The sequence below is a fragment of the Nonomuraea sp. NPDC048901 genome (genome assembly GCF_040649695.1).
GTDB lineage: Bacteria > Actinomycetota > Actinomycetes > Streptosporangiales > Streptosporangiaceae > Nonomuraea.
The window spans coordinates 116779-139608 of the sequence record NZ_JBEZFW010000020.1 but is presented as its reverse complement, the minus strand read 5'-3'; the positions used below and the strand labels follow the sequence as shown (position 1 = coordinate 139608).

The following is a 22830-nucleotide window of genomic DNA, read 5'->3' as shown; positions in this document are numbered from 1 at the left end:
CGTCGCGAGTGCGGGTCATCGCAGGGTGAGCGGGGTCTCTGATGCGATGCGGGTCAGCTTCCGCGGGTTGCGGACGTAGTAGAGGCCGGTGATGCGGGCATCCTCGACCTGGACCGCTATGACGCCGTCGATCTCGCCGTTCACGCGAAGGACGAGTGCCGGGTTGCCGTTGACCACGGTGGGGTCGCCGGTGAGTGTGACCTGGGCCTTGCCGAGGCCGCCGACGATGAAGCGGGCCGCCTTCTCGGCGCCGGTGATCGGCCGCGGCGCGGCCTGCTTGACGCCGCCGCCGTCGCTGATGAGGACGACGTCGGGGGCGAGCACGTCGAGCAGGCCCTGGAGATCGCTGGTTTCGAGCGCGCGCCGCAATGACTCCAGAGCCGCCTGGGCCTGGCTGGGGGAGATCGCTTCGCGCGGGCGGCGTGCTTGTACGTGCTGGCGGGCGCGGTGCGCGATCTGGCGGACGGCGGCGGGGGTCTTGCTGACGGTGGTCGCGATCTCGTCGTAGCTGACGTCGAAGACCTCGCGCAGGACGAATACGGCGCGTTCGGTCGGCGAGAGCGTCTCGAGGACGAGCATGAGTGCCATGGACACGCTCTCGGCGAGTTCGAGGTTCTCGGCCACGTCGGGCGTGGTGAGCAGGGGTTCGGGCAGCCAGGGGCCGACGTACGCCTCCTTGCGGCGCTTCATGGTGCGCAGCCGGTCGAGCGAGCGCCGGGTGGTGATCCGCACCAGGTAGGCGCGCTGGTCGTGCACCTGCGTCAGGTCGACCGTCATCCACCGCAGCCAGGTTTCCTGGAGGACGTCTTCGGCGTCGGCGGCCGATCCGAGCATCTCGTAGGCGACGGTGAACAGCAGGTTGCGGTGGGTGACGAACGCCTCGGTGGCGGGGTCCATCTGGGCGGGGCCGGCGAGCGGCTCGGCTGTGCCTGTCGTTGGCTCGCTGCGCTCGTTCATGGCCGGCTCCTGCCTGTTCGCTTCTCAAGTGCGCTGTACGCACAAGACGCCGGTTCTCGCCGCTGTGTGACATCCGTGATCGGTGGTGTACGTCACATGGCCACTCGGCGCGTCGCCGGAAGGTGGCCTGCCGGCGACCCGGCCGCGGCGGCTCAGGCGCTGCTCAAGCTCGTCGAAGCAGCCGGCGGCCGCGGGAAGTCATACGACGAGGGGACGGTCTACCTCGAGCCGGCCGTGTTCGATGAGCCAGCGGACGGACTCGAGTACTGCGGCCTCGGGTTCGTACCGGGGTGCATAGCCGAGAAGTGTCTTGGCCTTGTCAATGGTGAGGCAGTGGCTGCGGTAGAGGTGTTCCCAGCTCACCTGCGCGTGCTCGTCGGTCGTGGTGGCGCGGAACTCCTCCCATGACACGCTCTCCAGCGAAGCCGTCTGCCCGAACCAGCTCGCTGCTTCGTGGGCGAATCCTCGGACGTTCAGGGCCGTTGGGGCGACGACATTGAAGTCCTCCCCGCCCGCCGTGTCAGGATGCGCGATCGCCTTCTCGAAGGCCTGAGCGACATCGTCGGCATGAACGTGATGCATGAGCTCGACGCCAAGTCCGGGGATCTTAAGTGGCTGTCCAGCCGACAGGGTGCGCCAGACGGCAGGGTCCAGGTTGCCGGTCGGTCCGATCGGGTCCCAGCCCGGGCCGACGATGTGCCCGGGGTGCAGTGACGTCGTCACCATGCCGCCGCCGGCGGTCTCGTCCTTCAGCATCCGCGCGATTCGATCCTTCTGGATGCCGTAGTCACCGAATGGTTCCGTCCCTGTCCCTTCGGCGATGGGCGACTTGTGACTCGGCCCGTATCGCCACACGGACCCGCAGTGCAGCAGGTGGCCTGCCTGCCCGCGGAGTCGTTCCACGAGGGCCACGGCGGATTCAAGGGTGAAGCACACCAAGTCGACGACGACATCGGGCCGCAGTCCCGCCACTCTGTCGCCGAAGACGCCCTCGGTGTCCTCTTGCTGGCGATCCGCCGTCACTTGCTGTACGTGCTGCCATTCAGGGGCCTCGGCATAGGCGACCCGGCTTCCCCGGCTGATGTTGAGCACCTCATGACCCGCGCGTACGAGCCGGGGGATGAGGAATGTGCCGATATGTCCGCTTCCCCCAATGACGACAACCCTCATACTGCTCCTCTAAACAGATGTAATACGACTTCCTGTGCTTCGTCCCTGAAGCAAGGCGGAAGTCCGGATGCTGTCTGTCCCACGTGAAGCTATCAAAGCGTCTCGGCGGAGCAGCTCCTGACAATGACCATGAGGGAATGGCCAGTGACGATAGACGACATTCAAGGTCGGCTGGAGAGCCGCGGATGGCAGGCCGTGAGCGGCGAAGGGTGGCGATGGATCGACCACACGTACCAGAACGACGCGGCGACGCTCCGGATCAGGTGTCTGCCCGACGTCAACGTGATCCGATTCGACTTCGCATCCGAGGAGCGCCTGGCGGGGCTCTCCATCTCCTTCGACGACCACCTGGACCAGATTCTCGATCTGATCATCCGTGCCCAGTCGTCACTGTCCGAGGAGACCTGGCGGCCCTTCATCGCTTCGCTGATCGAGCTGTCTCCCCAGGTCCTCTCGCTGGCTGACGAGGACGGCGAGGACGCGGTGATCACCGGACCGGACGAGGGCGTGGCCGCGCTGCGCGAGATCGACTGGGAGTGAAGAGTGGCCTGACGCGCGGCGTAGGAGGGATGACCACTCCTTCCACTTCCAACCTATAGCGCATGGGGGGCCTTGCCACAAGGCCCGGGTCATGCCGCACAATCACCCCTCGACGCTGGAAACGTACGAAAAATGGGGGTCGTGGAATGCGCGTTGTGCTGGTGACCTACGGGTCGCGCGGGGACGTCGGGCCGATGACGGGCCTGGCGGTGCGGCTGAAGGCTCTGGGCGCCGAGGTGCGGATGTGCGCGCCGCCGGACTTCGCGCAGCTGCTGGACGGCATCGACGTGCCGCTGACTCCCCTCGGCTGGCCGATCCGCGCGCTGGCGACGGGGGCGGTCCCCGGCAAGACGAGCCTGTCCGACATCGCCGCCGAGCTGACCGCCATGGCCTACGAGGCGGTCGCCGGGCCGGCCGAGGGCTGCGCCGCGGTGGTGGCCACCGGCTCGTTCCCGGCCGTGGCCGGTGCGCGGGCGGCGGCCGAGAAGCTGGGCGTGCCCTATGTGTTCACGTCGTTCTCTCCGAGTTACCTGCCGTCGCCGCACCGTCCGCCTCGCCCCTGGCCGGGTCAGGAGGTCCCCGCGGGGGTGACCGACAACCGGGCGCTGTGGGATCTCGACGCCGAGCACAAGAACGCGCTCTTCGGCGAGATGATCAACGCCCACCGGGTCTCGATCGGCCTGCCGCCGGTGGACGCCGTCCGCGACTATGCCTTCACCGACCGCCCGTTCCTGGCGGCCGACCCGGTCCTGGGCCCGTGGCAGGAGACGCCGGACCTTGACGTGGTACAGACCGGCGCGTGGATCCGCCCGGACGAGCGCCCGCTGCCAGCCGATCTGGAGGCGTTCCTTGCCGCCGGCGCGGAGCCGGTGTACGTGGGCTTCGGCAGCATGCCCATGCGGGGCGCGAGCGCGCGGGAAATCTCCCGGGCCGTCATCGAGGCGGTACGGACACACGGCCGCCGGGTCCTGCTCGGGAGTGGCTGGGCCGATCTGGCCCTGATCGACGACCGGGACGACTGCTTCGTGGTCGGCGAGGTCAACCATCAGGAGCTGTTCGGCCGGGTGGCCGCGGTCGTGCACCACGGCGGCGCGGGCACCACGGCGACGGCGGCCCGTGCCGGGGCGCCGCAGGTGATCGTGCCTCAGGTCGCCGACCAGCCGTACTGGGCGAGCCGGGTGACCGAGCTGGGCATCGGTACGGGACACGACGGTCCGACGCCGACCGCCGAGTCGCTGTCGGCCGCGCTCAAGATCGCTCTGGCTCCCGAGACCGGTGCCCGCGCGGCCGCCGTGGCGGAGAAGGTCCGCATCGACGGGGCGGAGGTGGCCGCCAACCTCGTGCTCGACATGATCGGCCGGATGGGGTCCGCGGGCTGATCCCCGAAGGCCCGCATGGACAGGCGCTTCGCGCAGGTCCCGCGGTGGCGCGCGTCAAGAAGAGGCGGTCGGCGGGTGGGGGCTCCGGGCGGCCTGGTTCTGCACCCACTCCTCCATGACCTGCCGGAAGGCCCCGCTCAGGAGGAAAAGAAGTTCGGCGGATGACTCGAAGCGGGCGCCCGCCGGGGTGGTGGCCCCGAGAATCTCGGCTCCGCGCTGCGATGCGACGGCCAGGGTCTCGTTCATCTGCAGAGCCGCGCGGAGCGTCCCGAGCCAGATCTGATCGTCGATGACATAGCGTTCGCGGCGCGCGCCCGGGGCGCGTTCGCGGCTGAGCATTCCCTGCTGTTCGAGGAAGGCGATGGCGTGGGAGATCGACGCGGGGCTGACGCGTAGCCGCTGGACCAGGTCGGCGGCGGTGAGGGTGCCGGAGTCGGTGATGTACAGGCAGGCCAGCACCCTGGCCTCCATCCGGGGCAGACCCTGCTGAACGAGGAGGGCGGTGAAGGACTCCGTGAAGTCCCGCACCGCTTGGGGGTCACGCCCGTGGCCGCTGTCGGGGATCGGCGGCGCCGGAGGCTGAGCCTGCTTGTGCCGGCGCGCGCGATGCCGTGTGGCCTCGTGCGCCTGGTCTGCCCCGTAGTCGTCGGGTCCGCCGTTGCGGGTGACCTCCCGCATGATGGTCGAGGCGGGCCGCCCTAGACGCCGGCCGATCTCCGCGTATCCGAGTCCCTCGGCCAGTGCCGCAGCGATGTGCTGACGGTCCTCATTGGTGAGTCTGCCTCCGGGCATCGGTGCTCGTCTCCTGACTCTCGACATGCGCGGGCCGCACACCACCGCAACAGTATGTATTCGCTCGCGGCCCATTGCAATGCAATTCTGATCATCCTTTGCATTCAGTCTCAGTGTCATTGCAACGAAGGTCGTATCAGCTATATTTAGCAGGCAAAACAGTCTCTCATTGCTTGTTGACTGATTTATGAACGCAATGTAGTGTCGCAGGCGTTCAGGGATTTCCGAACGGCTCCGGTGGCGCCGCAGAGGGTGTCCCCATGACCGAGCCCCAGACAGGGCTCGCAGAGATCGAACACTGTGCGCGAGGAGATTCATGATGGGAAACAGCAACGGCGGCTTCTCCGAAGCAGGGTTGCGCAGACTGCGCGAGGTGCTGGAACGGCATGTCGAGTCCGGGAAGATCCCCGGCCTTGTCGCCCTGGTCGGCCGGGGCGAGGAGACGCACGTCGAGGCGATCGGGACGATGCGTCATGACGGTGGCGCGCCGATGCGCCGCGACACCATCTTCCGGATGGCCTCGACCTCCAAGCCGGTCGCGATGGCGGCGGCGATGGTTCTGCTGGATGAGTGCCGGCTGCGACTGGATGACCTGGTGGAGCCGTGGCTGCCCGAACTCGCCGACCGGCAGGTGCTCAAGCGGATCGACAGCCCGCTGGACGACACCGTGCCCGCGCGGCGGCCGATCACCGTACGGGACCTGCTGACCTCCACGTTCGGGCTCGGCATGGACATGACGGCGCTGGGCACGCCGATCATGGGTGCGATCTTCGAACGGGGGCTCACGCCCGATCTGCCGGAGCCGATGCCCGGGCCGGATGAGTGGATGCGCCGCCTGGGCGAGCTGCCGCTGATGCACCAGCCCGGCGAGCGCTGGCAGTATCAGATCAGCCACGACGTGCTCAGCGTGCTGGTCGCGAGGGTCACCGGCCAGTCGTTCGAGGAATTTCTGGGCGAGCGCATCTTCGACCCGCTGGGCATGACCGACACCGGCTTCCACGTGCCCGCCGACAAGATCGACCGGCTGCCGACCCTGTACGCCCCTGACCCGCAGAGCGGGGAGTTCCACGTGTGGGACGAGGCCGAGGGTGGACGCTGGAGCAAGCCGCCGGCGTTCCAGGGCAGCGGCGGTGGGCTGGTCTCCACCGCCGACGACTACCACGCCTACTTCCGGATGCTGCTCAACCACGGGACGCACGGCGGCGAACGGATCCTGTCGCGGCCCGCCGTCGAGCTGATGACCACCAACCGCCTCACGCCCGAGCAGCAGGCCGCCCGGCACGCCATGGCCACCAACAACGTGCATCTGTCCTTCGGCCAAGGCCAGCACGGCGGCTGGGGCTTCGGGATGGCGGTGCGCACCTACCGCGGCGACTACGCGCCCATCGGTCAGTTCGGCTGGGACGGCGGAGCCGGCACCTCGACCTACGCCGACCCGCACAACCAGCTCGTCGGCATCCTGCTCACCCAGGTCGGGATGTCCGTCCCGAATTCGGCGCGGCTGATCCACGACTTCTGGACCACCCTCTACCAGGCGAGCGGCGACTGACACGCTCGACTTGATCCGCAGGGCGTCACACCTGCTGCAGGCCGATCACTCGCAGCATGTCGAGCGCCGTGGCTTCGGGAGATCCCGGCTCGGCGGAGTACCCGAGCACGGTCTGGTGGCCGTCCGGGAGCAGCATGGTGTCGCAGGCGAGCGGGATCGTGCCCAGGTTGGGATGCCTGATGCTCTCGGTCGCGGCACGCCACGGGGAGGAGCGGCCCTCCCGCCAGAGCTCGTTGGCGGGTCTTCCTGGCCGCGCGGGCCGGAGTCGGTGGCCCGTCGCTGGATCAGGCCGCCCCGAGTGCGGCTACCGACATGGGTCTGACTCGCACCGCCAGCTATTCCGTGTTGCTATATACCGGTAGTCGGTGTTACTTTGTACCGGTAGTCAGTGACGCCGAGTAGATGGAGGCGAGATTCATGATGGGAAACAGCAACGGCGGCTTCTCCGAAGCAGGGTTGCGCAGACTGCGCGAGGTGCTGGAACGGCATGTCGAGTCCGGGAAGATCCCCGGCCTTGTCGCCCCTGGTCAGCCGGGGCGAGGAGACGCACGTCGAGGCGCTCGGGACGATGCGGCATGACGGTGGCACGCCGATGCGCCGCGACACGATCTTCCGGATGGCCTCGACGTCCAAGCCGGTCGGGGCGGCGGCGGCGATGGTGCTGGTGGACGAGTGCCGGCTGCGGCTGGACGACCCGGTGGATCCGTGGCTGCCCGAGCTCGCTGACCGCCAGGTGCTGACGCGGCCCGACGGACCGCTGGACGACACGGTGCCGACGCGGCGGCCGATCAGCGTGCGGGACCTGCTCACCTCCACCAACGGACTCGGCATGGACATGACCGCGCCGGGCACCCCGATCATGGGCGCGCTCTTCGAGCGGGGTGTCTACGGCCAGGAGGACGGATGGTTGCTGCCCGCGCCGGACCCGGATGAGTGGATGCGCCGCCTGGGCACGTTGCCGCTGATCTGCCAGCCCGGCGAGCGGTGGATCTACAACATCAGCAACGACCTGCTCGGCGTACTGGTGGCCAGGGTCACCGGGCAGTCGTTCGAGAAGTTCCTGCGTGAGCGGATCTTCGGCCCGCTCGGCATGACCGACACCGGATTCCACGTGCCCGCCGACAAGATCGACCGGCTCCCGCCGCTGTACGCCCCCGACTGGCAGACCGGCGAGTTCCGCGTGGAGGACCCGGCCGAAGGGGGGCACCACAGCACGCCTCCGGCGTTCCAGTCCGGCGGCGGCGGACTCGACTCGACCGCCGACGACTACCACGCCTTCTTCCGGATGCTGCTCAACGGCGGGATTCACGACGGCGAGCGAATCCTGTCCCGGCCGGCGGTCGAGCTGATGACCACCAACCAACTTCCGCCCGAGCAGCTGGCCGCCCGAGTGGCCTGGGGCCGCGACTCCGTCCATCGGGGGTATGGCCTGGGGCAGCACGGCGGCTGGGGGTTCGGCATGGCGGTGCGCACCTACCGGGGCGACTACGCCCCCATCGGCCAGTTCGGCTGGGACGGCGGCAGCGGCACCACCGTCTACGCCGACCCGCACCACCAGCTCGTCGGCATCCTGCTCACCCAGACCGGCATGTCCACCCCGGATTCGGCGCGGGCCATCCACGACTTCTGGACCACCCTCTACCAGGCGATCGACGACTGATCGCGCGGCGGATCAGGCCCGCAGGGACATCAGGAACGGTGCGCGGCGACCCGCAGCGAGGACGACAGTCCCGCCTCGTAGAAGGTCTGCTCCAGCTCGGCCCGGCCTTCCGAGAAGTGCGCCCAGCCGTCGTAGTGCGCTGGGACCACGACCTTCACGCCCAGCACCGCGGCCGCGGCCGCTGCCCGGTGGCTGTCCAATGACAGGGGCCGGCCGTCGAACTTCGCCGCGACCCTGGCCGCGCCGGCGTTCAGCACCGCCACGTCGATCTCCGGCACCCGGCGGGCGATCTCGGCCACGGTACGGATCGAGGCGTTGTCGCCGCTGACGTACACGGTGGCCAGACCATGCCCGGACAGGACGAATCCAGTGACCTCGCAGTTGACCTTGCCGTCGCCGTCGCCGTCACGCTCACCGTCTTCCGGACCGGGTACGGCGGGCACCGCCATCACGGCCAGCTCACCACCTCCGCCCGGGCGTGGGAGGGCGTGGCCTGACCAGGCGGCGAGACCGGCCGACGGCGGCCCGAGCCGGCCCGCCGTCGCGGGACCGGTGAGGATCAACGGCGCGCTCAGCGCGAAGGCACGGCCGCGATCGTCGAGGTTGTCCGGGTGCAGATCATGGCTGACCAGGACAAGGTCGACCGGCCCCACCTCGTCCTCGGTAGCGGCCGGCCCGGCGGTCTTGGTGAGGTAACCGTGGGGCCCGGCGTCGTCGAAGGTCGGGTCGGCGACGATGCGCAGGCCGCCGAGATCGAGGACCGTGGTCGGCCCACCCAGGACCACGGCCGCGCACTCCTGCCGCGCCGGCATCGGATTGGTCATCGCAGGCTCCATTCGGTGTCAGCGGGTGAGAGGCCCGCGAAGAACTGCCGTATCAGTGGCTGCTGTCCCTCAGGCCACGAGTCACACACGCAGTGAGGCGGACGCGTCTGCGAACCGGCTCAGGATCTCCGCGGCGTCGCCGGCCATCCGCCGGACGATCTCGACGGCGGGCATGACCCGGTGGATCTGCCCCACGGCCTCGCCGATGATGGTGAAGCAGCGATAAGAGGACGCTAAGTCGGCAGCGGCTCGCCGGAGGCCGTCAGGACCACACCCCTGGCATGCCAGCGGAAGAGCGGAACGCCGAGCTCCTTTGCCAGCGCGTGGATCCGCGCGCTGACGTTCGACTGCACGCTCGATCGTCCGCTGACAGCCTGCGGGACAACGACCGTAACGGGGTGCTGGGGTCAAGCACCCGTAAAGCTCTTCTTCCGCGCGGTGCAACAAGACGGTGGCCGCCCTTGGTTTCCCAGTTGAGGGGGAATGTCCAGGGCCGTGAGGGGTCATCTCGCGATTGGAGTACCGACAGCCCCCTGCTACGCATCGATGTGGTCCGCGGACGCCGCCCCGACCAGGTCAAGGCCGTCGTCGACGCCGTCCATCACGCGCTGGCGGAGGTTTTGGGGATCCCGGTACGAGATCGCTTCCAGATCGTCACCCAGCACGAGGCAGACGAGATCATCGCTCAGGACGCCGGCCTTGGCTTCGAGCGCGGCGCCGAGGTGGTGATCGTCCAGATCTTCACCCAGCGCGGCCGCAGCGCCGCCGACAAGCAGCGCCTCTACCGCGCTCTCGCCGACCATCTGGACCAGGCCGGGGTCGGCGGCCAGGAGCTGTTCGTCAGCTATGTCGAGAACAGTCCCGAAGACTGGTCGTTCGGCTTCGGCCGCGCCCAGTACGTCGACGGGGAATTGCCGATCCCTGGCTGACCGCCATCGCCAGCGTCGAAGGAGGCTCCTGATGTCCGATCATCTCGATGCTCCGAGGATGAAGCCGCCGCATGGCGATGCCCGGATCGACATCACCGATATCTTCGCCTTCCGGCAGCCCGGCGACCAGGACCGCTCGGTCCTGGTCATGTGCGTCAACCCGCTGGCACCGACCATGGGGGAGCGGTTCCACCCGCGGGCCGTGTACAACCTGCACCTGGACACCAACGGCGACGCCGTGGCCGACCTGACCTTCGCGGTCACCTTCTCCGGCGAGGCGGAACAGACGGCGAGGGTGAAACTGGACGGCGAGGTGCTCTTCGCCGGTGCCCGGTGTGTTTCGGACGCGGGCGCAGGCTTCCACCGAGGGGGAGTACCGGTTCTTCGCCGGGATCCGCAGCGATCCGTTCGTCTTCGACCTGGAGGGCTTCAAGGCGGGCATGGCCTTCACGGGGGCCGACTTCTTCGCCGACAAGAACGTCTTCGCGATCGTGCTGGAGGTGCCCAACAGCCTGTTCCTCGAGCAACCGGTCGGCTACTGGACGACGGTGCTGCTGGAGGGCAGGCAGGTCGAGCGGATGGGCCGGCCGCTGATGAACATCGTGTTCACCAGGGACGATGACAAGAACGCCTACAACGCCGGATCACCCGCCGACGACCGGCGCGACCACACCGGCAAGATCGTCGCGGCCCTGCTGGGCGCGGGCGGCGGCTACACCGAGCACGAGGCCACCGAGGTGGCCGGGCAGTTGCTGCCCGACCTGCTCACCTACGACTGCGCCGAGCCGGCCGGCTACCTGAACGGCCGCCAGTTCGCCGACGACATCGTCGACGCGCAGTTGGCCATCCTGACCAAGGGGAACGCGCCCTCCCAGGGGATCAAGCCGCACGGCGACACGCTGACGGTCTTCCCCTACCTGGGCGTCCCGCATTGAATTTCCCAGTCACTGGTCCCACCTCCTAACCTCGGAGCCGAGGACGGCGAAGGGCCGGATCCGGCACCGGCAGGAGAGCAGGCGACCATGAACAGCGCACTGACCGCCATCGGCCTGTCCGTTCCCGTGCTGGCCGCACCCATGGCAGGCGGCGCCACCACGCCCCGGCTGGTCACCGCCGCCGCCGAAGCCGGCGGTCTCGGGTTGCTGGCCGGCGGCTACAAGCGCCCGGAAGCGCTCGCGGAGCAGATCGCCGAGGTACGGGCGGCCGCCGTTCCGTTCGGCGTCAACCTGTTCGCCCCCAACCCGATCCCGGCCGACCCCGCCGCCTACCGTCGCTACGCCCGCACCATCCAGCCCGAAGCCGACCAGTACGGACTCGACCTCGCCACCGTCGCTCTCACCGAAGATGACGATCATTGGCGCGACAAGATCGACCTCCTCCTGGCCGACCCCGTCCCGCTGGCGAGCTTCACCTTCGGCATCCCGGATCCGGCGGTCATCAAGGCGCTGCGCGCCGCCGGCACGCTGATCGCGCAGACGGTCACCTCGGCCGAGGAAGCGCTCCGCGCCGCCGACGCCGGCGCCGACCTCCTGGCCGTACAGGCGGGCGCGGCCGGCGGCCACTCGGGCACCCTCACCCCCGACCGCGTCCCCACGGCGACACCGATCACCCGGCTGCTGCGCGAAGTGGCCCACGTGACCGATCTCCCGCTCATCGCCGCGGGCGGTCTGGCCACCGGCGATGCCGTCGCCGAGGTCCTGCGGGCCGGCGCCGTGGCCGCCATGGTGGGCACCGTCCTGATCCGCGCCGACGAAAGCGGCGCCTCGAAAACGCACCAGGACGCTCTCGCCGACCCGGCCCGCGACCGGACGCTCGTCACCCGCGCGTTCACCGGCCGTCCCGCACGCGCGCTGCGCAACGCCTTCACCGACCGCTACGACCACCTCGCCCCGGCCGGCTACCCCGCGCTGCACCACCTGACCAGCCCACTGCGCAGAGCCGCGGCCGCCGCCGGTGACGCCGAACGCCTCCACCTGTGGGCCGGCACCGGTTACCGGCACGCGTCGGCCGAGCCCGCGGCGCGCATCCTGGCCCGCCTCACGGCGAACCTCTAGCACGCTGGTAGTTCTCTCTGGGACTCGCCGGCATCGCGTACCCGATCGTCGTGGCGGCACTATCGGCGCTGGTCAGTGTGACGCTGTTGCGCAACGGCCGGAGGAACCGCGCGGTCAGCGGCGCCTGGGACCGCTTCGACCCGGCTCCATCCCTGGAGACGTCGGCCGGCACGTGATCAACGGTCAAGCCGGTGACGGCGAGACGGATTCGCGGCTGCGGACCGGCATCGGGACCCGGTGCACCTCGCCGGCCCGGTCGGTGTCCGCAGGGTCGCGGTCGGTCTCGGCGAGCCGATCCATCTCGGCGAACAGCACGTCGACGGCCTTGCGCCCCAGTTCGTAGTGGGGCAGCGCCACCGTGGTCAGTTGAGGCCGCATCCACGAGGCGAGGGGGTGGTCGTCGAAGGAGACGATGGAGACGTCCGCCGGCACCTTGAGCCCGAAGTCGTCGAGTGCCTGGTAGGCGCCCATGGCGATGCGGTCGTTGAAGCAGATCAGCGCATGCGGCCGGACGGTGCGCAGGAGGTCGTGCGTCGCGGCGAGGCCGTACTCCGGCTGCCAGTCAGGACAGGTGCGGGCGCCCGCCACCTTGACGCCCGCCGCGCCGAGCGCTTCGCGGATGCCGACGAGCCGCTCCACCGCCGCGACGCTCTGCGCGGGCACGTCGCGCAGGCGCGGGCCCGCGCCGATCAGGTAGATGTCGTCGCGGTGGCCGGCCTCGAGCAGGACGCGGGCCGCGCGGCGGCCGGCCTCGACCTCGTCGGGGATGACGGCGGGCAGGGGAGTGGGCTGCTTGGGCAGTGCGTTGAGCAGCACGGCGGGCGCGGCTGTGATGCCCTTGGGCACCTTGATGGTCCTGGTGAACATCGAGGCCAGGATGAGCCCGTCGACCTGGCGGTCGTGCATGGCCTGCAGCAGGAGGCGTTCGAGCTCGGCGTCGCCTTCGGTCTCACCGATGAACAGCATGAAGCCGCGCTCACGGGCCGCCTCCAGCGCGCCCTTGATCATGTCGCCGGCCAGCCGTGAGGTGGCGACGGTGTCGGAGACGAAGCCGATCGTCCGGCTGGTGCCCGTACGCAGGCCCACGGAGACGATGTTGGGCCGGTACTGCAACTCCTCGGCCGCCCGCAGGACCCGCTGCTCGACGTCCTGAGAGATGCGCAGCTCACGGCCGCGGCCGGACAGCACCAGCGAGGCGGTCGGGCGGGAGACACCGGCCGCCTTGGCCACATCGGCCAGCGTGACCCGTCGTGGGCTCACCCAGGACCTCCGATCGTCAAGAGAGTGGTACGGGGGGTTGACATCGTACGACGCGCGCCGTGAGACTATCGGGCGCTAACCCGATTTAGCAACGGAAAGCAGGACATCAGCCCGGTGCCGATCGTCCCAAGCAGCAGAGGAGATGCACATGGCACGCCGAGTTCGCCCCGGCAGGTCCGGGGCCGCGCTTGTGATCGCCATGGGGACGCTGGCCGCCGCCTGCGCGGCTCCCGGCAGCGACAGCCCGCGACCCCAGGCCACCAGCGCCTCGCCGGTGTCCGCGGCGCCCACCTGCGGCACCGCGCCGATCACCATGAACGGCTACTTCGAGACCGGCTTCCCGCTCCCCAAGGCGCTGACCACCGAGTTCACCAAGCAGCACCCGAACGTCACGTGGAACATCCGCGAGGACCAGTTCGCCGTCATCACCCAGAACGCCCCGCGCGTGCTGGCCGACAACCCGCCCGACCTGATACGCCTGCCCCAGGTCTCCGAGCTGGTCAAGGACAACCTGCTGAAGAACCTGGACGGCTACGCGAGGGCGTTCGGCTGGGACAAGTGGCCGGCCTCGCAGCTCCAGCAGCTGCGCCTGGGCCCGGGCGGCCGGCCGCGCGGCGAGGGCTCGCTGTACGCCCTGGGCCTCAACTTCAGCATGACCGGCGTCTTCTACAACAAGAAGCTCGCCGCGCAGGCCGGGATGTCGGCGCCGCCCGCCACGCTGGCGGAGTTCGACGCGGTGCTGGCCAAGGCCAAGAGCGCGGGCATTACGCCCATCGTGCAGTTCAACGGCGGCGCCACCGGCGGCCTGGCCTTCCCGCTGCAGAACCTCATGGCCTCCTACGGCCAGCCCCAGCCGATCAACGACTGGATCTTCCAGAAGCCCGGCGCCACCATCGACACCCCGTCGAACCTGCAAGCCGCCCAGCACCTGGAGCGGTGGATCAAGGCCGGTTACTTCCAGAAGGACGTCAACGCGGTCGACTACGCGACGATGATGAGCCGCTTCATCGGCGGCAAGGGCCTGTTCATGTTCAACGGCGACTGGGAGTCGGGCAACCTCGACAAGCAGATGGCGGGCAACGTCGGCTTCTCCCTGATGCCGCCGGTGCAGCAGGGCGGCAAGCGGGCCGCCATGTCGGCGCCTTTGACCTTCGGGATCGCCGCGAATGCCAAGAACGCCGACTGCGCCGCCTTCTTCCTCAACTGGGTGGCCACCGACAAGCGGGCGCGCGAGATCGGCGTGGAGGTCGGCGGTTCGCGTCCGATGGGACCGGCCGAGGCGTACATGCCCGCCGTCAAGTCCGGCACGGTCACCGCCGGCACGCTGGCCGCGGGGGCGGACATCGCCAAGGACAACGGCGCGATGGACTTCATCGCCAACGCCACCGGCGCCATCTACGCCAAGAGCTGGACCCCCCAGCTGCAGAAACTCGTCGCGGGACAGCAGACGCCGCAGGACCTGCTGAAGAGCGTCCAGGCCGACTACGCCGGCCAGCTCGAAGGGAACTGAGGCAGGTGGGTTCCTCGCACCGGCGGCCGGCGGTGGCCAAGCTGCGCGGCTTGACCGGCTGGCTGTTCGTCGCCCCGGCGCTCGCCTTCTACGCGGTGTTCGTCCTGCGTCCGATCGCCCTGACCGTTCAGTACTCGCTCTACGACTGGGACGGTATCGGCCCGTCCACCTGGGTGGGCCCGGCCAACTACGGCAAGGTCTTCACCGATCCGGATCTGTTCGACTCGCTGGTCAACGCCGTCAAGCTGATCGTGTTCTTCAGCGCGATCCCGGTCGTGCTGGGCCTGGCCATCGCCGCGACGATCCGGCGGATCGCCGCCAGCCGGCTCGCCCTGATCGCGCGGACCGTGCTGTTCCTGCCGCAGGTCATCCCGCTGGTGGCGGCCGGCATCGCGTGGAGCTGGCTGCTGGCCTCCACCGGTGTGATCAACCAGCTGCTCTCGCTCGTCGGTCTCGGGGGAGTGACCCGGGCCTGGCTGGGCGACTTCGCCACCGCCCTGCCCGCGGTCGGCATGATCGGTGCGTGGGTGCTGCTCGGCCTGTGCACGCTGCTGCTCCTGGCCGGCATGAGCAAGATCGACCCGGCGCTGTACGAGGCCGCCCGGCTGGACGGCGCGGGGGCGTGGCGGGAGTTCGTCTCCATCACGGTGCCGAGCCTGCGCCAGGAGATCGCGGTCTGCGTCACCGTGACAGTGATCGCGGCCCTGGCGAGCTTCGACATCATCTACATCTCCACCCAGGGCGGTCCCGGCAACACGACCATGGTGCCCGGCCTGCAGATCTTCTACCTGGCCTTCTCCGAACGCGAGGTGGGCATGGCCTCGGCCCTGGCCGTGGTGCTCATGGTCCTGGTGATCGCCTGCGCCCTGCCCATCCAGTGGTTCGCGAAGGACGGCAACCGATGATCATCGCCTCGCGGGAAGCCTGGACCGGCAGGCTGCTGCTCGTCCTCATGATGGCGGTCACGCTCCTGCCGTTCCTCAGTCTGTTCGTCACCGCCCTGCACCCCTCGGGCACCTACCCGGCCGGGCTGGCCTGGCCGGCCGAGCCGCAGTGGGGCAACTTCCCGCGCGCTTTCGAGGCCGCGAAGATGGGCGAGCTGCTGAAGTCGAGCGCCCTCATCGTGCTCGGCGTGGTCCCGATCTCCATCCTCCTGGGGACGATGGCCGGCTTCGCCATCGGTCACCTGCGCGTGATCGGCGGCCGGGTGATCTTCCTGCTGTTCGTGCTCGGCCTGACCCTCCCCTTCGAGGGCATCATCACTCCGCTGTACTACCAGATCCGCGACATGGGGCTGCTCAACACGCGCTGGGCGATCATCCTGCCGCTCATCGGCCTGTTCATGCCGTTCAGCGTCTTCTGGATGCGCGCCCACTTCGTCAACATGCCCGGGGAGCTGTCGGAGAGCGCGCGGATGGACGGCGCCAACGTGTGGCAGCTGTTCCGCCGCATCCACGTACCCCTGGCGATGCCGGCGATCTCGTCCCTGGGCATCCTGCTGTTCCTGTGGACCTGGAACCAGTTCCTGCTGGCCATCGTCCTGGTCGACGACCCCACCAAACGTACGATGTCCGGCGCTCTGGGCGCCTTCCAAGGACAGTGGGGCACCGACATTCCGCTGTTGTGCGCCGGATCGCTGCTGATCCTGACGCCCACGCTGGTGATCTTCCTCATCTTCCAGCGTCACTTCGTCAAGGCCCTGCTCCAGGGCTCCTTGAAGGGCTGACCATGCTCTCTCCGGCACGCTGGACCCACCGGCACCTCGACCTGCTCGCCGAGGCCGCCACGACCACGGCGCCCGTCATCGCCACCGCGGCACCGATTCTGCCCGACCACGACCTGTGGGACCTGTGGCCGATCCAGGACGAGGACGGCTCGACGAGCGTGATCCGCGGCCAGGAGCTGTGGATGGCCCTGTCGGCGCCCGCCGCCGGCCACCCCGAGGAGCGCCACGACCAGGCGCGGATCCGTCTGCTCGCCCACCGCGACGACAAGTGGAAGGACCTGGGGAACGCCTTCACCGACGGCGCCGCGCCCGGCAGCCGCGAATGGTCCGGGTCAGCGGTTCGGCGGCCTGATGGGACCGTGTCCGTGTACTACACGGCCGCTGGACGGCGTGGCGAAGCACGACCGACGTACCGGCAGAGCGTCATCGAGGCCCGCGCCGCCCTGATCGCCGACGCCAGTCGCATCTCGTTGCGACCGGACGTCGAGCATCGTGAGGTCCTGCGCTCCGACGGCCGGATGTACCTGCTGACAGAGGAGGGCGACGGAGCCCCGGGCCTGCCAGCAGAGGAGGGCGACGGAGCGCTGGGCCGCATCAGGGCCTTCCGCGATCCCGGCTGGTTCCGCGACCCGGCCGACGGGCGCGATCATCTCCTCGTCGCAGCGTCCACCGCGTGGGAGGACGGCTTCACCGGCGCGATCGCCCTGGCCGAGCAACAAGCGGGCACCTGGTCCCTCCTGCCGCCGCTGCTCGTCGCCGAAGGCGTCAACCACGAGCTCGAACGACCGCACGTCATCGTCCACGACGGCCGGTACTACCTCTTCTTCTCCACCCAACGTCACACCTTCCACCCGGCCGGCCGCGCGCCCACCGGGCTCTATGGCTTCGCCGCACCGAGCCTGACCGGGCCGTACGAGCCGCTCAACGGATCCGGGCTCGTGATCCAGAACCCCGCCCGCCAACCCGACCAGGCATACGCCTGGCTGGTGCTGCCCGATCTCCGTGTGGTCAGCTTCGCCAACTACCGCTCCTGCCAGGGCGTGGATCCGCGATCCGCGCCGGCCGCGCGGGCCCGGGCCGGTTTCGGTGGCACCATCGCCCCGATGCTCAGGCTCACCCTGGACGCGATGACCACCTCTGTCATCCCGGGTGGATGAAGTCGCGGACGAGCTTCACGAACTCCGTCGGCCGCTCGGCCATCACGATGTGTCCGCTGTCGACTTCCTCGTACGAGGCGCCCGGGATGTCGGCGGCCAGCGCGCGGGAGTACTCCGCGGAGATCAGAGTGTCGCGGGCGCACCCGATCACCAGCGTCGGCGCCTGAATCCCCGGCAGCAGGTCGCGGACGTCCAGCCGAGAGGCGAGATCGATCTGCCGGAGCCTGCCTGGATGGGGCCGAAAGGCGGTGGTGAGCTCCGCCACGGCCGCCGGGCCGATGGCAGCCAGATGCTCACGGCTGAAGGCGATCAGCATCGTGTACCGCGCGAAGGTGTCGCCATCACCGGCGAGATCGCGCCAGACGGTGAACGCGTTGCGGAGGTATTCATCGCCCCGCCCGGCCCAGCCCGTGACCGACACGACGCTGCGCACCAGATCCGGCCGGACGGCGGCCAACGCGGCGGCCACCGAAGCGCCCATGGAGTGCCCGACCACGTCGGCGGGCCCTTTCCCGAGGTCGGAGATCACGGCGGCGAGTTGCTCGACGAGCAGCTCGACCGTGAGCTCGCCCCCGTCGTCGCGCGCCGCGTCGCTTCCCGAAAGATCCGGCAGCACCACCGTGCTGGTGCCCGTGAACGCCCCGGCCACGCCGTCCCATGCCTTCGAGCCCGGACTGCCGCCATGCACCAGTACGAGCGGGCGGCCTTCGCCCATCACCCGGTACGGCACGTGCGCCCTGCCCACTGTGACCTCTCTCATGTCCGTCTCCCCTCTCAGCGCTGCTCGACACCAGGGACGATGCCAGGAGCGTGCGGCGATGAGGAGGGGAGCCGATTCCCTAGGATCGGCCCTCCTAGCGTGCGCGGCCCGCGCAGTGGGCCGGGCGGCGAGGATGGATGACATGAAGATGGACCGCGTCAAGCTGGCTGACTTCCTCCGCCGTTCCCGCGAACGGCTCCGGCCGCAGGAGGTCGGCCTGGCCGCCGGCCCCCGGCGCCGCACGCCCGGCCTGCGCCGCGAAGAGCTGGCCCAGCTGGCCGGGGTGTCGGCCGACTACGTGATGCGGCTCGAACAGGCGCGCAGCTCCCAGCCATCGGTCCAGCTACTGAGCGCACTCGCCCGGGCCCTGCGGTTGACCGAGGATGAAAGAGATCACCTTTATCTGCTGGCGGGCCACCGGCCGCCCGAAGGGGCGCGCGCCGGAAATCACGTACGTCCCGGCCTGCTCTACCTTCTCGACCGGCTGGGCGACACGCCCGCCCAGCTCCTGACCGACCTCGGCGATCTGCTCGCGCAGAACGCCCTGGCCGAGACGCTGTTCGGGTGCGTGTGCAGGATCGAGGAACGGGACCGGAACATCGTGTGGCGCTGGTTCACCGACCCGTTCGTGCGCCAGGCGTACCCCGCCGAGGAACACGACCGCCACAGCCGCCTGCGCGTCGCCGACCTGCGTGCCGCCGCGACACGTCGTGACTACGATCAGCCATCGAGCGCCCTGATCGACCGGCTCGGGGCGGCGAGCGAGGAGTTCGCCGACCTCTGGCAGCGGCACGAGGTCGCCGTGCGCCGCGAGAGCCGGTTGCGTGTCATTCATCCGTCCGTCGGGCTCATCGAATTCGACTTCGAGATGCTGCAGACGCAGGCCGCCGACCAGCGCCTGCGCCTGTTCACGCCGCCGCCCGGATCCAAGAGCATCGAGGCTCTCGAGCTCCTGCGCGTCATCGGCCCGGAGACCGCCCACCGCAGTCACCGATGATTTGTCCTGCGGTGCACGGCCATCGCCGCCCCGAGGGCGAGGGCGGCGTACCCGCAGGTCACGGCCAACCCTGCCCAGGGCGGGAGCGGGTAGTAGCTCCCGAACAGTGACGGGCCGACGTCCACATGCGCGAACGTGGGGACGCTCTGCGTGATCGCGAACCCGGCGGCAGGGGTGATCACCAGCAGCCATGGCGCCAGACCCGCGGTCGCCAGCAGGTACGGCACGACGACCAGCGCGATGGCCAGCCCGCTGGCGACGATGGCCCGCTTGACCAGCGCGGCCAGGCCCAGAGCCAGCACGGCGGCGGCCGCGGTCAGCGCCGCGAAGCCGACGATCACCCGCAGCTCGGTCGCCAGGGTGAGCGGCTGAATCGGGTTCTGATGGGCACGCAACAGCGCCAGACCGCCGGGCACCACGATCCCCGAGGCCACCAGCCCCGCCGCGAACGCGACCGCGCCGACCACCGTGGCCTTGGCCGCCAGCAGCCGCGCCGGACGCGGCCCGACCGGCGGCCCGACCGGCGGCCCGACCGGCGGGCCGACCAGTGGCCCGACCGGCGGCGCGAGCGGCTGTGCGTGCTGCGGGCCGGTCCTGATCAGCCCGCGCCGGTAGTCTGCCGTGTAGAACGTGACCGCCACCACGAGCACCAGGATCAGCCCCACGACCCCGCCGATCAGCGTGAAGTCGGCGCGCAGACCGCCCTCCACCGTGGCGGGCCCGATGTCGCCGCCCCCGGTCACGATGAGCTTGTCACCGAACTCGACGACCCCGCCCGGGTGATGCGGGGTCTTACCGTCGGACTCCAGAGCGACGCCGACGTCGTCGCGGCGCCACGAACCGTTCGCGCCCTGCAGTTTGATCTGGTCGAAGGTGGCGGTGGCCTGGGCGAAGGCCTTCGCCATGTCCCACAAGGCGCCTGGTGAGGTGGCGAACAGCCCGATCTCGACCGTCTCCGGCAGCCCGGTCAGGTTGACCGTGCTGACCTGGGTCCACGTCTTGCCGTCGTCCGACTCGAAGCCGGTGACGGTGTCGCCCGACCTGGTCAGCCGCAGCCACTGCGGGCCGTTGTGCGGTCCGCCGGCCACGTCATGGGTGTAGTTGTACTGCATCCGCACGCCGTGATCTCCGGTGAGCATGACGGCGGCGTACGGTGTGCCCTGCTTGAGGCTCTGCCGTACGAGGAGCCCGGCCTTCGCCCACGGCACCACCCCCTGCTTGATGTTGCGCACTCCGGGTACGGCGTCCGGCAGCCGCATCTGCCCGGTCATGTCCGCCACGCGGGCGGTGATGCTGCCGTTCCCCTTGAGCGGCTGGTGCACGAAGTAGTACCTGTCCTGCACAGCCGTGCCATCGGGTCCCACCAAGGGCGCGGGGCAGGGGCCCTCGCCCTTCCCGGTCACGCAGCTGCTGCGGACGCCCCCGGCGATCAGCAGTCCGAGCGACACGGTGACCAGTACGGAGGCCGCCATGGCGAGCACCCAGCATCGCCCGGAGCGGAACCTGGTCCACTCCACGTGCAAGCCGGATCGGAACGGCATAGATGGATTCATGCCGACGGTTGTACGCGGCACCCGGTTCCAGCCCGGTCGCAGTGGCTGCGACCTGGTTGCGACCGGGGATCTGGGATCGTAAGGGCATGGCACCTCAACCAGGCGGTGAGGAGCGGTGAGGGTCCTGGTCGTCGAGGACTTCGAAATCCTCGCCCGCTCCATCGGAACCGGGCTGCGCCGCGAGGGCATGGCCGTCGACGTCGTCCTGGACGGCACCGCCGCCCTCGACCGCCTGGCCGCCACCCGCTACGACGTGGTGATCCTCGACCGCGACCTGCCCGGCGTCCACGGGGACGAGATCTGCCGACGACTGGCCCACGGCCGCTGTGAGACCCGCGTGCTGATGCTCACCGCCTCCGGCACGATCGAGGACCGCGTCGACGGGCTCAGCCTCGGCGCCGACGACTACCTGCCCAAGCCGTTCGCGTTCGCCGAACTGGTCGCCCGCGTCCGTGCCCTGGGCCGCCGTGCCACCCCGCCGCTGCCGCCCACCCTGGCATGCGGGGACATCACCCTCGACCCGGCCCGCCGTATCGCCTTCCGGGCCGGCCGGCGCCTTGAGCTGAGCCCCAGGGAGTTCGGCCTGCTGGAATGCCTGCTGGCCGTACCCGGGTTGGTCATCTCCGCCGAGGAACTGCTGGAGCGCGTCTGGGACGAGGCCGCCGACCCCTTCAGCAGCGCCGTCAAGCACACCATGCACCGGTTGCGGGTCAAGCTCGGCGACCCGCCCGTGATCGAGACCATCCGCGAAGGCGGCTACCGCATCGGACCGTCATGACCTCCCACACGCTCAACCGCATCGGGCCGTCATGACCTCACAGACGCTCAACCGCATCGGACCGCAATGACCTCGCAGACGCTCACCAGAAGGTCGCTGCAGACGCGGCTCGCGCTGGCCTACGCGGCGGGCATCTACGCCGCCGGGACCTTCGTGCTCATACTCGTCGACATCCCGCTGGCCAGCATCCAGCAGACCACCCCCAAAGGCTCATCCGGCCCGATCACTGAAACCGGGGCCGGGATCAGCCTGCCCCAACTCCTCACCGGATCCGCCATCGCCCTGGTCATACTGATTCCCGTCGCCCTGGCGCTCGGCTGGTACGTCGCCGGCCGGTTCCTGCGCCCGCTGCGCGCCATCACCACCACCGCCAAAATCATCTCCGCCGGCGACCTCCACCGGCGCCTGGACCTCGGCGAGCCCGCGGACGAGCTGACCGAACTCGGCCACACCCTCGACGACCTGTTCGCCCGCCTGCAAGCCTCCTTCGACGCCCAGCGCCACTTCGTCGCCAACGCCTCCCATGAGTTGCGCACCCCGCTCGCCGGCCTGCGTACCCTGCTCGAAGTCGCCCTCGCCGACCCCGACGCCGACGCCGAGACCCTGCGCTCGGTCTGCCAGGAGGCCCTCACCCTGGGCGAACACCAGGAGCGGCTCGTCCAGGCACTGCTCGCCCTGGCCACGAGCGAGCGCGGCGTCACCCGCTGGGACACCCTCGACCTCACCCAGATCGTCGCGGGAGTGCTCGCCTCCCGCCGCGACCAAGCCGCACAGACCGGCATCGACCTCGCCGAACACCTCACGCCCGCGGTGACGGCCGGGGACCCGAGACTGATCGAAAGCCTCGTCGCCAACCTCATCGACAACGCCATCCGCCACAACCGCCCGGACGGCCAGGTCAAGATCACCACCCAGACCATCGGCACCCAGGTGGCCCTCACGGTCACCAACAGCGGGCCGGTCATTCCCGGCGACCAGATCCAGCGGCTCTTCCAGCCCTTCCAGAGACTGGCGCCCGATCGTCACGGCCGCCGCGACGGCTACGGTCTCGGCCTGGCCATCGTCAACGCCGTCACCCAAGCCCACCACGCCACCCTCACCACCAGCGCACGCCCCGAAGGCGGCCTGTCCATCACCGTGCGCTTCGCCCACGAAGCTCATCCGAGCCGTCCCCGCTGACCGGGCACGCGCGGGGGCAAGGTTCTACCGCGGCTTGAGGCTTTCGCACCCTCATC

At 69.7% G+C, this 22830-nt stretch carries 23 protein-coding genes and 2 pseudogenes; 16 read left to right on the top strand and 9 right to left on the bottom strand.

The genetic code is table 11. The annotated features are described in order from the left end of the window. Window positions 1–15 precede the first annotated feature (15 nt). Window positions 16–957 carry an RNA polymerase sigma-70 factor gene (locus AB0C30_RS47005; protein ID WP_357956584.1) on the bottom strand — a complete coding sequence of 314 codons (942 nt, stop codon included), beginning with the start codon at window positions 955–957 and terminating at the stop codon, window positions 16–18. Between the two features lie 198 nt (window positions 958–1155). Continuing rightward, complete coding sequence (locus AB0C30_RS47000; protein ID WP_357956581.1) at window positions 1156–2127, bottom strand: NAD(P)-dependent oxidoreductase; 972 nt, start codon at window positions 2125–2127, stop codon at window positions 1156–1158. A gap of 144 nt (window positions 2128–2271) precedes the next feature. Here AB0C30_RS47000 and AB0C30_RS46995 point away from each other — a divergent pair, with 144 nt between their 5' ends. Beyond that, complete coding sequence (locus AB0C30_RS46995) at window positions 2272–2667, top strand: hypothetical protein (protein ID WP_357956580.1); 396 nt, start codon at window positions 2272–2274, stop codon at window positions 2665–2667. A 146-nt stretch (window positions 2668–2813) separates the two neighbouring features. Further along, window positions 2814–4046: a glycosyltransferase gene (locus AB0C30_RS46990; protein WP_357956578.1), complete on the top strand. Its 1233-nt coding sequence runs from the start codon at window positions 2814–2816 to the stop codon at window positions 4044–4046. Window positions 4047–4100: 54 nt separating this feature from the next. Here AB0C30_RS46990 and AB0C30_RS46985 read toward each other — a convergent pair whose 3' ends face one another. After that, window positions 4101–4838: a helix-turn-helix domain-containing protein gene (locus tag AB0C30_RS46985; protein ID WP_357956575.1), complete on the bottom strand. Its 738-nt coding sequence runs from the start codon at window positions 4836–4838 to the stop codon at window positions 4101–4103. 319 nt (window positions 4839–5157) lie between these two features. Between AB0C30_RS46985 and AB0C30_RS46980 the strand changes: the two genes are divergently transcribed. Continuing rightward, a complete protein-coding gene (locus AB0C30_RS46980) occupies window positions 5158–6387 on the top strand; it encodes a serine hydrolase domain-containing protein (RefSeq protein ID WP_357956705.1) in 1230 nt (409 codons plus the stop codon). A gap of 25 nt (window positions 6388–6412) precedes the next feature. Here the strand turns inward: AB0C30_RS46980 and AB0C30_RS46975 are convergent. After that, window positions 6413–6610 (bottom strand): annotated as a pseudogene (locus tag AB0C30_RS46975) (transcriptional regulator); the annotation flags it as partial. 264 nt (window positions 6611–6874) lie between these two features. Here AB0C30_RS46975 and AB0C30_RS46970 point away from each other — a divergent pair. Continuing rightward, entirely contained in the window at window positions 6875–8047 is a 1173-nt protein-coding gene (locus AB0C30_RS46970) for a serine hydrolase domain-containing protein (protein WP_357956573.1), read from the top strand. 29 nt (window positions 8048–8076) lie between these two features. On the opposite strand, the gene AB0C30_RS46965 is transcribed toward AB0C30_RS46970, so the two are convergent. Beyond that, complete coding sequence (locus AB0C30_RS46965; RefSeq protein WP_357956571.1) at window positions 8077–8871, bottom strand: MBL fold metallo-hydrolase; 795 nt, start codon at window positions 8869–8871, stop codon at window positions 8077–8079. 233 nt (window positions 8872–9104) lie between these two features. Further along, window positions 9105–9224: a LysR family transcriptional regulator gene (locus AB0C30_RS46960; RefSeq protein WP_357956569.1), complete on the bottom strand. Its 120-nt coding sequence runs from the start codon at window positions 9222–9224 to the stop codon at window positions 9105–9107. On the opposite strand from AB0C30_RS46960, the gene AB0C30_RS46955 reads away from it, so the two are divergent. The 5 genes and pseudogenes from AB0C30_RS46955 to AB0C30_RS46935 all read left to right on the top strand — a co-directional run bounded on the left by AB0C30_RS46955 (window position 9195) and on the right by AB0C30_RS46935 (window position 12030). After that, window positions 9195–9800, top strand: a complete 606-nt coding sequence (locus tag AB0C30_RS46955; protein WP_357956567.1) for a tautomerase family protein — start codon at window positions 9195–9197, stop codon at window positions 9798–9800. The genes AB0C30_RS46960 and AB0C30_RS46955 overlap by 30 nt on opposite strands. Further along, window positions 9718–10083 (top strand): annotated as a pseudogene (locus AB0C30_RS46950) (DUF4331 family protein); the annotation flags it as partial. The gene AB0C30_RS46955 and the pseudogene AB0C30_RS46950, both read left to right, overlap by 83 nt. A 43-nt stretch (window positions 10084–10126) precedes the next feature. Continuing rightward, window positions 10127–10735 carry a DUF4331 family protein gene (locus tag AB0C30_RS46945; protein WP_357956565.1) on the top strand — a complete coding sequence of 203 codons (609 nt, stop codon included), beginning with the start codon at window positions 10127–10129 and terminating at the stop codon, window positions 10733–10735. An 87-nt stretch (window positions 10736–10822) separates the two neighbouring features. Beyond that, on the top strand, window positions 10823–11854 hold the full coding sequence (locus AB0C30_RS46940) for a nitronate monooxygenase (RefSeq protein WP_357956563.1): 1032 nt from the start codon (window positions 10823–10825) through the stop codon (window positions 11852–11854). A 50-nt stretch (window positions 11855–11904) separates the two neighbouring features. Beyond that, window positions 11905–12030 carry a hypothetical protein gene (locus AB0C30_RS46935; protein WP_357956561.1) on the top strand — a complete coding sequence of 42 codons (126 nt, stop codon included), beginning with the start codon at window positions 11905–11907 and terminating at the stop codon, window positions 12028–12030. Window positions 12031–12037: 7 nt separating this feature from the next. On the opposite strand, the gene AB0C30_RS46930 is transcribed toward AB0C30_RS46935, so the two are convergent. Next, window positions 12038–13114: a LacI family DNA-binding transcriptional regulator gene (locus AB0C30_RS46930; RefSeq protein WP_357956559.1), complete on the bottom strand. Its 1077-nt coding sequence runs from the start codon at window positions 13112–13114 to the stop codon at window positions 12038–12040. 148 nt (window positions 13115–13262) lie between these two features. Between AB0C30_RS46930 and AB0C30_RS46925 the strand changes: the two genes are divergently transcribed. Genes AB0C30_RS46925 through AB0C30_RS46910 form a run of 4 tightly spaced genes read left to right on the top strand, consistent with a single transcriptional unit; the run spans window position 13263 to window position 17507 of the window. Next, on the top strand, window positions 13263–14624 hold the full coding sequence (locus AB0C30_RS46925) for a hypothetical protein (protein WP_357956557.1): 1362 nt from the start codon (window positions 13263–13265) through the stop codon (window positions 14622–14624). A gap of 5 nt (window positions 14625–14629) precedes the next feature. Next, entirely contained in the window at window positions 14630–15529 is a 900-nt protein-coding gene (locus tag AB0C30_RS46920; RefSeq protein ID WP_357956555.1) for a sugar ABC transporter permease, read from the top strand. Beyond that, window positions 15526–16350 carry a carbohydrate ABC transporter permease gene (locus AB0C30_RS46915; RefSeq protein WP_357956554.1) on the top strand — a complete coding sequence of 275 codons (825 nt, stop codon included), beginning with the start codon at window positions 15526–15528 and terminating at the stop codon, window positions 16348–16350. The genes AB0C30_RS46920 and AB0C30_RS46915 overlap by 4 nt, the downstream gene beginning before the upstream one ends. 2 nt (window positions 16351–16352) lie before the next feature. Next, on the top strand, window positions 16353–17507 hold the full coding sequence (locus tag AB0C30_RS46910) for a glycoside hydrolase family 68 protein (RefSeq protein WP_357956552.1): 1155 nt from the start codon (window positions 16353–16355) through the stop codon (window positions 17505–17507). Here the strand turns inward: AB0C30_RS46910 and AB0C30_RS46905 are convergent. Beyond that, window positions 17491–18267 (bottom strand): alpha/beta hydrolase, encoded by a 777-nt coding sequence (locus AB0C30_RS46905; protein ID WP_357956550.1) that lies wholly within the window; start codon window positions 18265–18267, stop codon window positions 17491–17493. The genes AB0C30_RS46910 and AB0C30_RS46905 overlap by 17 nt on opposite strands. Before the next feature lie 142 nt (window positions 18268–18409). On the opposite strand from AB0C30_RS46905, the gene AB0C30_RS46900 reads away from it, so the two are divergent. Further along, on the top strand, window positions 18410–19264 hold the full coding sequence (locus AB0C30_RS46900; RefSeq protein WP_357956548.1) for a helix-turn-helix transcriptional regulator: 855 nt from the start codon (window positions 18410–18412) through the stop codon (window positions 19262–19264). Here AB0C30_RS46900 and AB0C30_RS46895 read toward each other — a convergent pair. After that, entirely contained in the window at window positions 19255–20805 is a 1551-nt protein-coding gene (locus AB0C30_RS46895) for a hypothetical protein (protein ID WP_357956546.1), read from the bottom strand. The two genes, AB0C30_RS46900 and AB0C30_RS46895, sit on opposite strands and share 10 nt — an antisense overlap. Window positions 20806–20932: 127 nt before the next feature. On the opposite strand from AB0C30_RS46895, the gene AB0C30_RS46890 reads away from it, so the two are divergent. Together AB0C30_RS46890 and AB0C30_RS46885 are read left to right on the top strand one after the other, a co-directional pair. After that, window positions 20933–21595: a response regulator transcription factor gene (locus AB0C30_RS46890; RefSeq protein WP_357956544.1), complete on the top strand. Its 663-nt coding sequence runs from the start codon at window positions 20933–20935 to the stop codon at window positions 21593–21595. A gap of 66 nt (window positions 21596–21661) precedes the next feature. Beyond that, a complete protein-coding gene (locus AB0C30_RS46885; RefSeq protein WP_357956542.1) occupies window positions 21662–22774 on the top strand; it encodes a HAMP domain-containing sensor histidine kinase in 1113 nt (370 codons plus the stop codon). Window positions 22775–22830 lie beyond the last annotated feature (56 nt).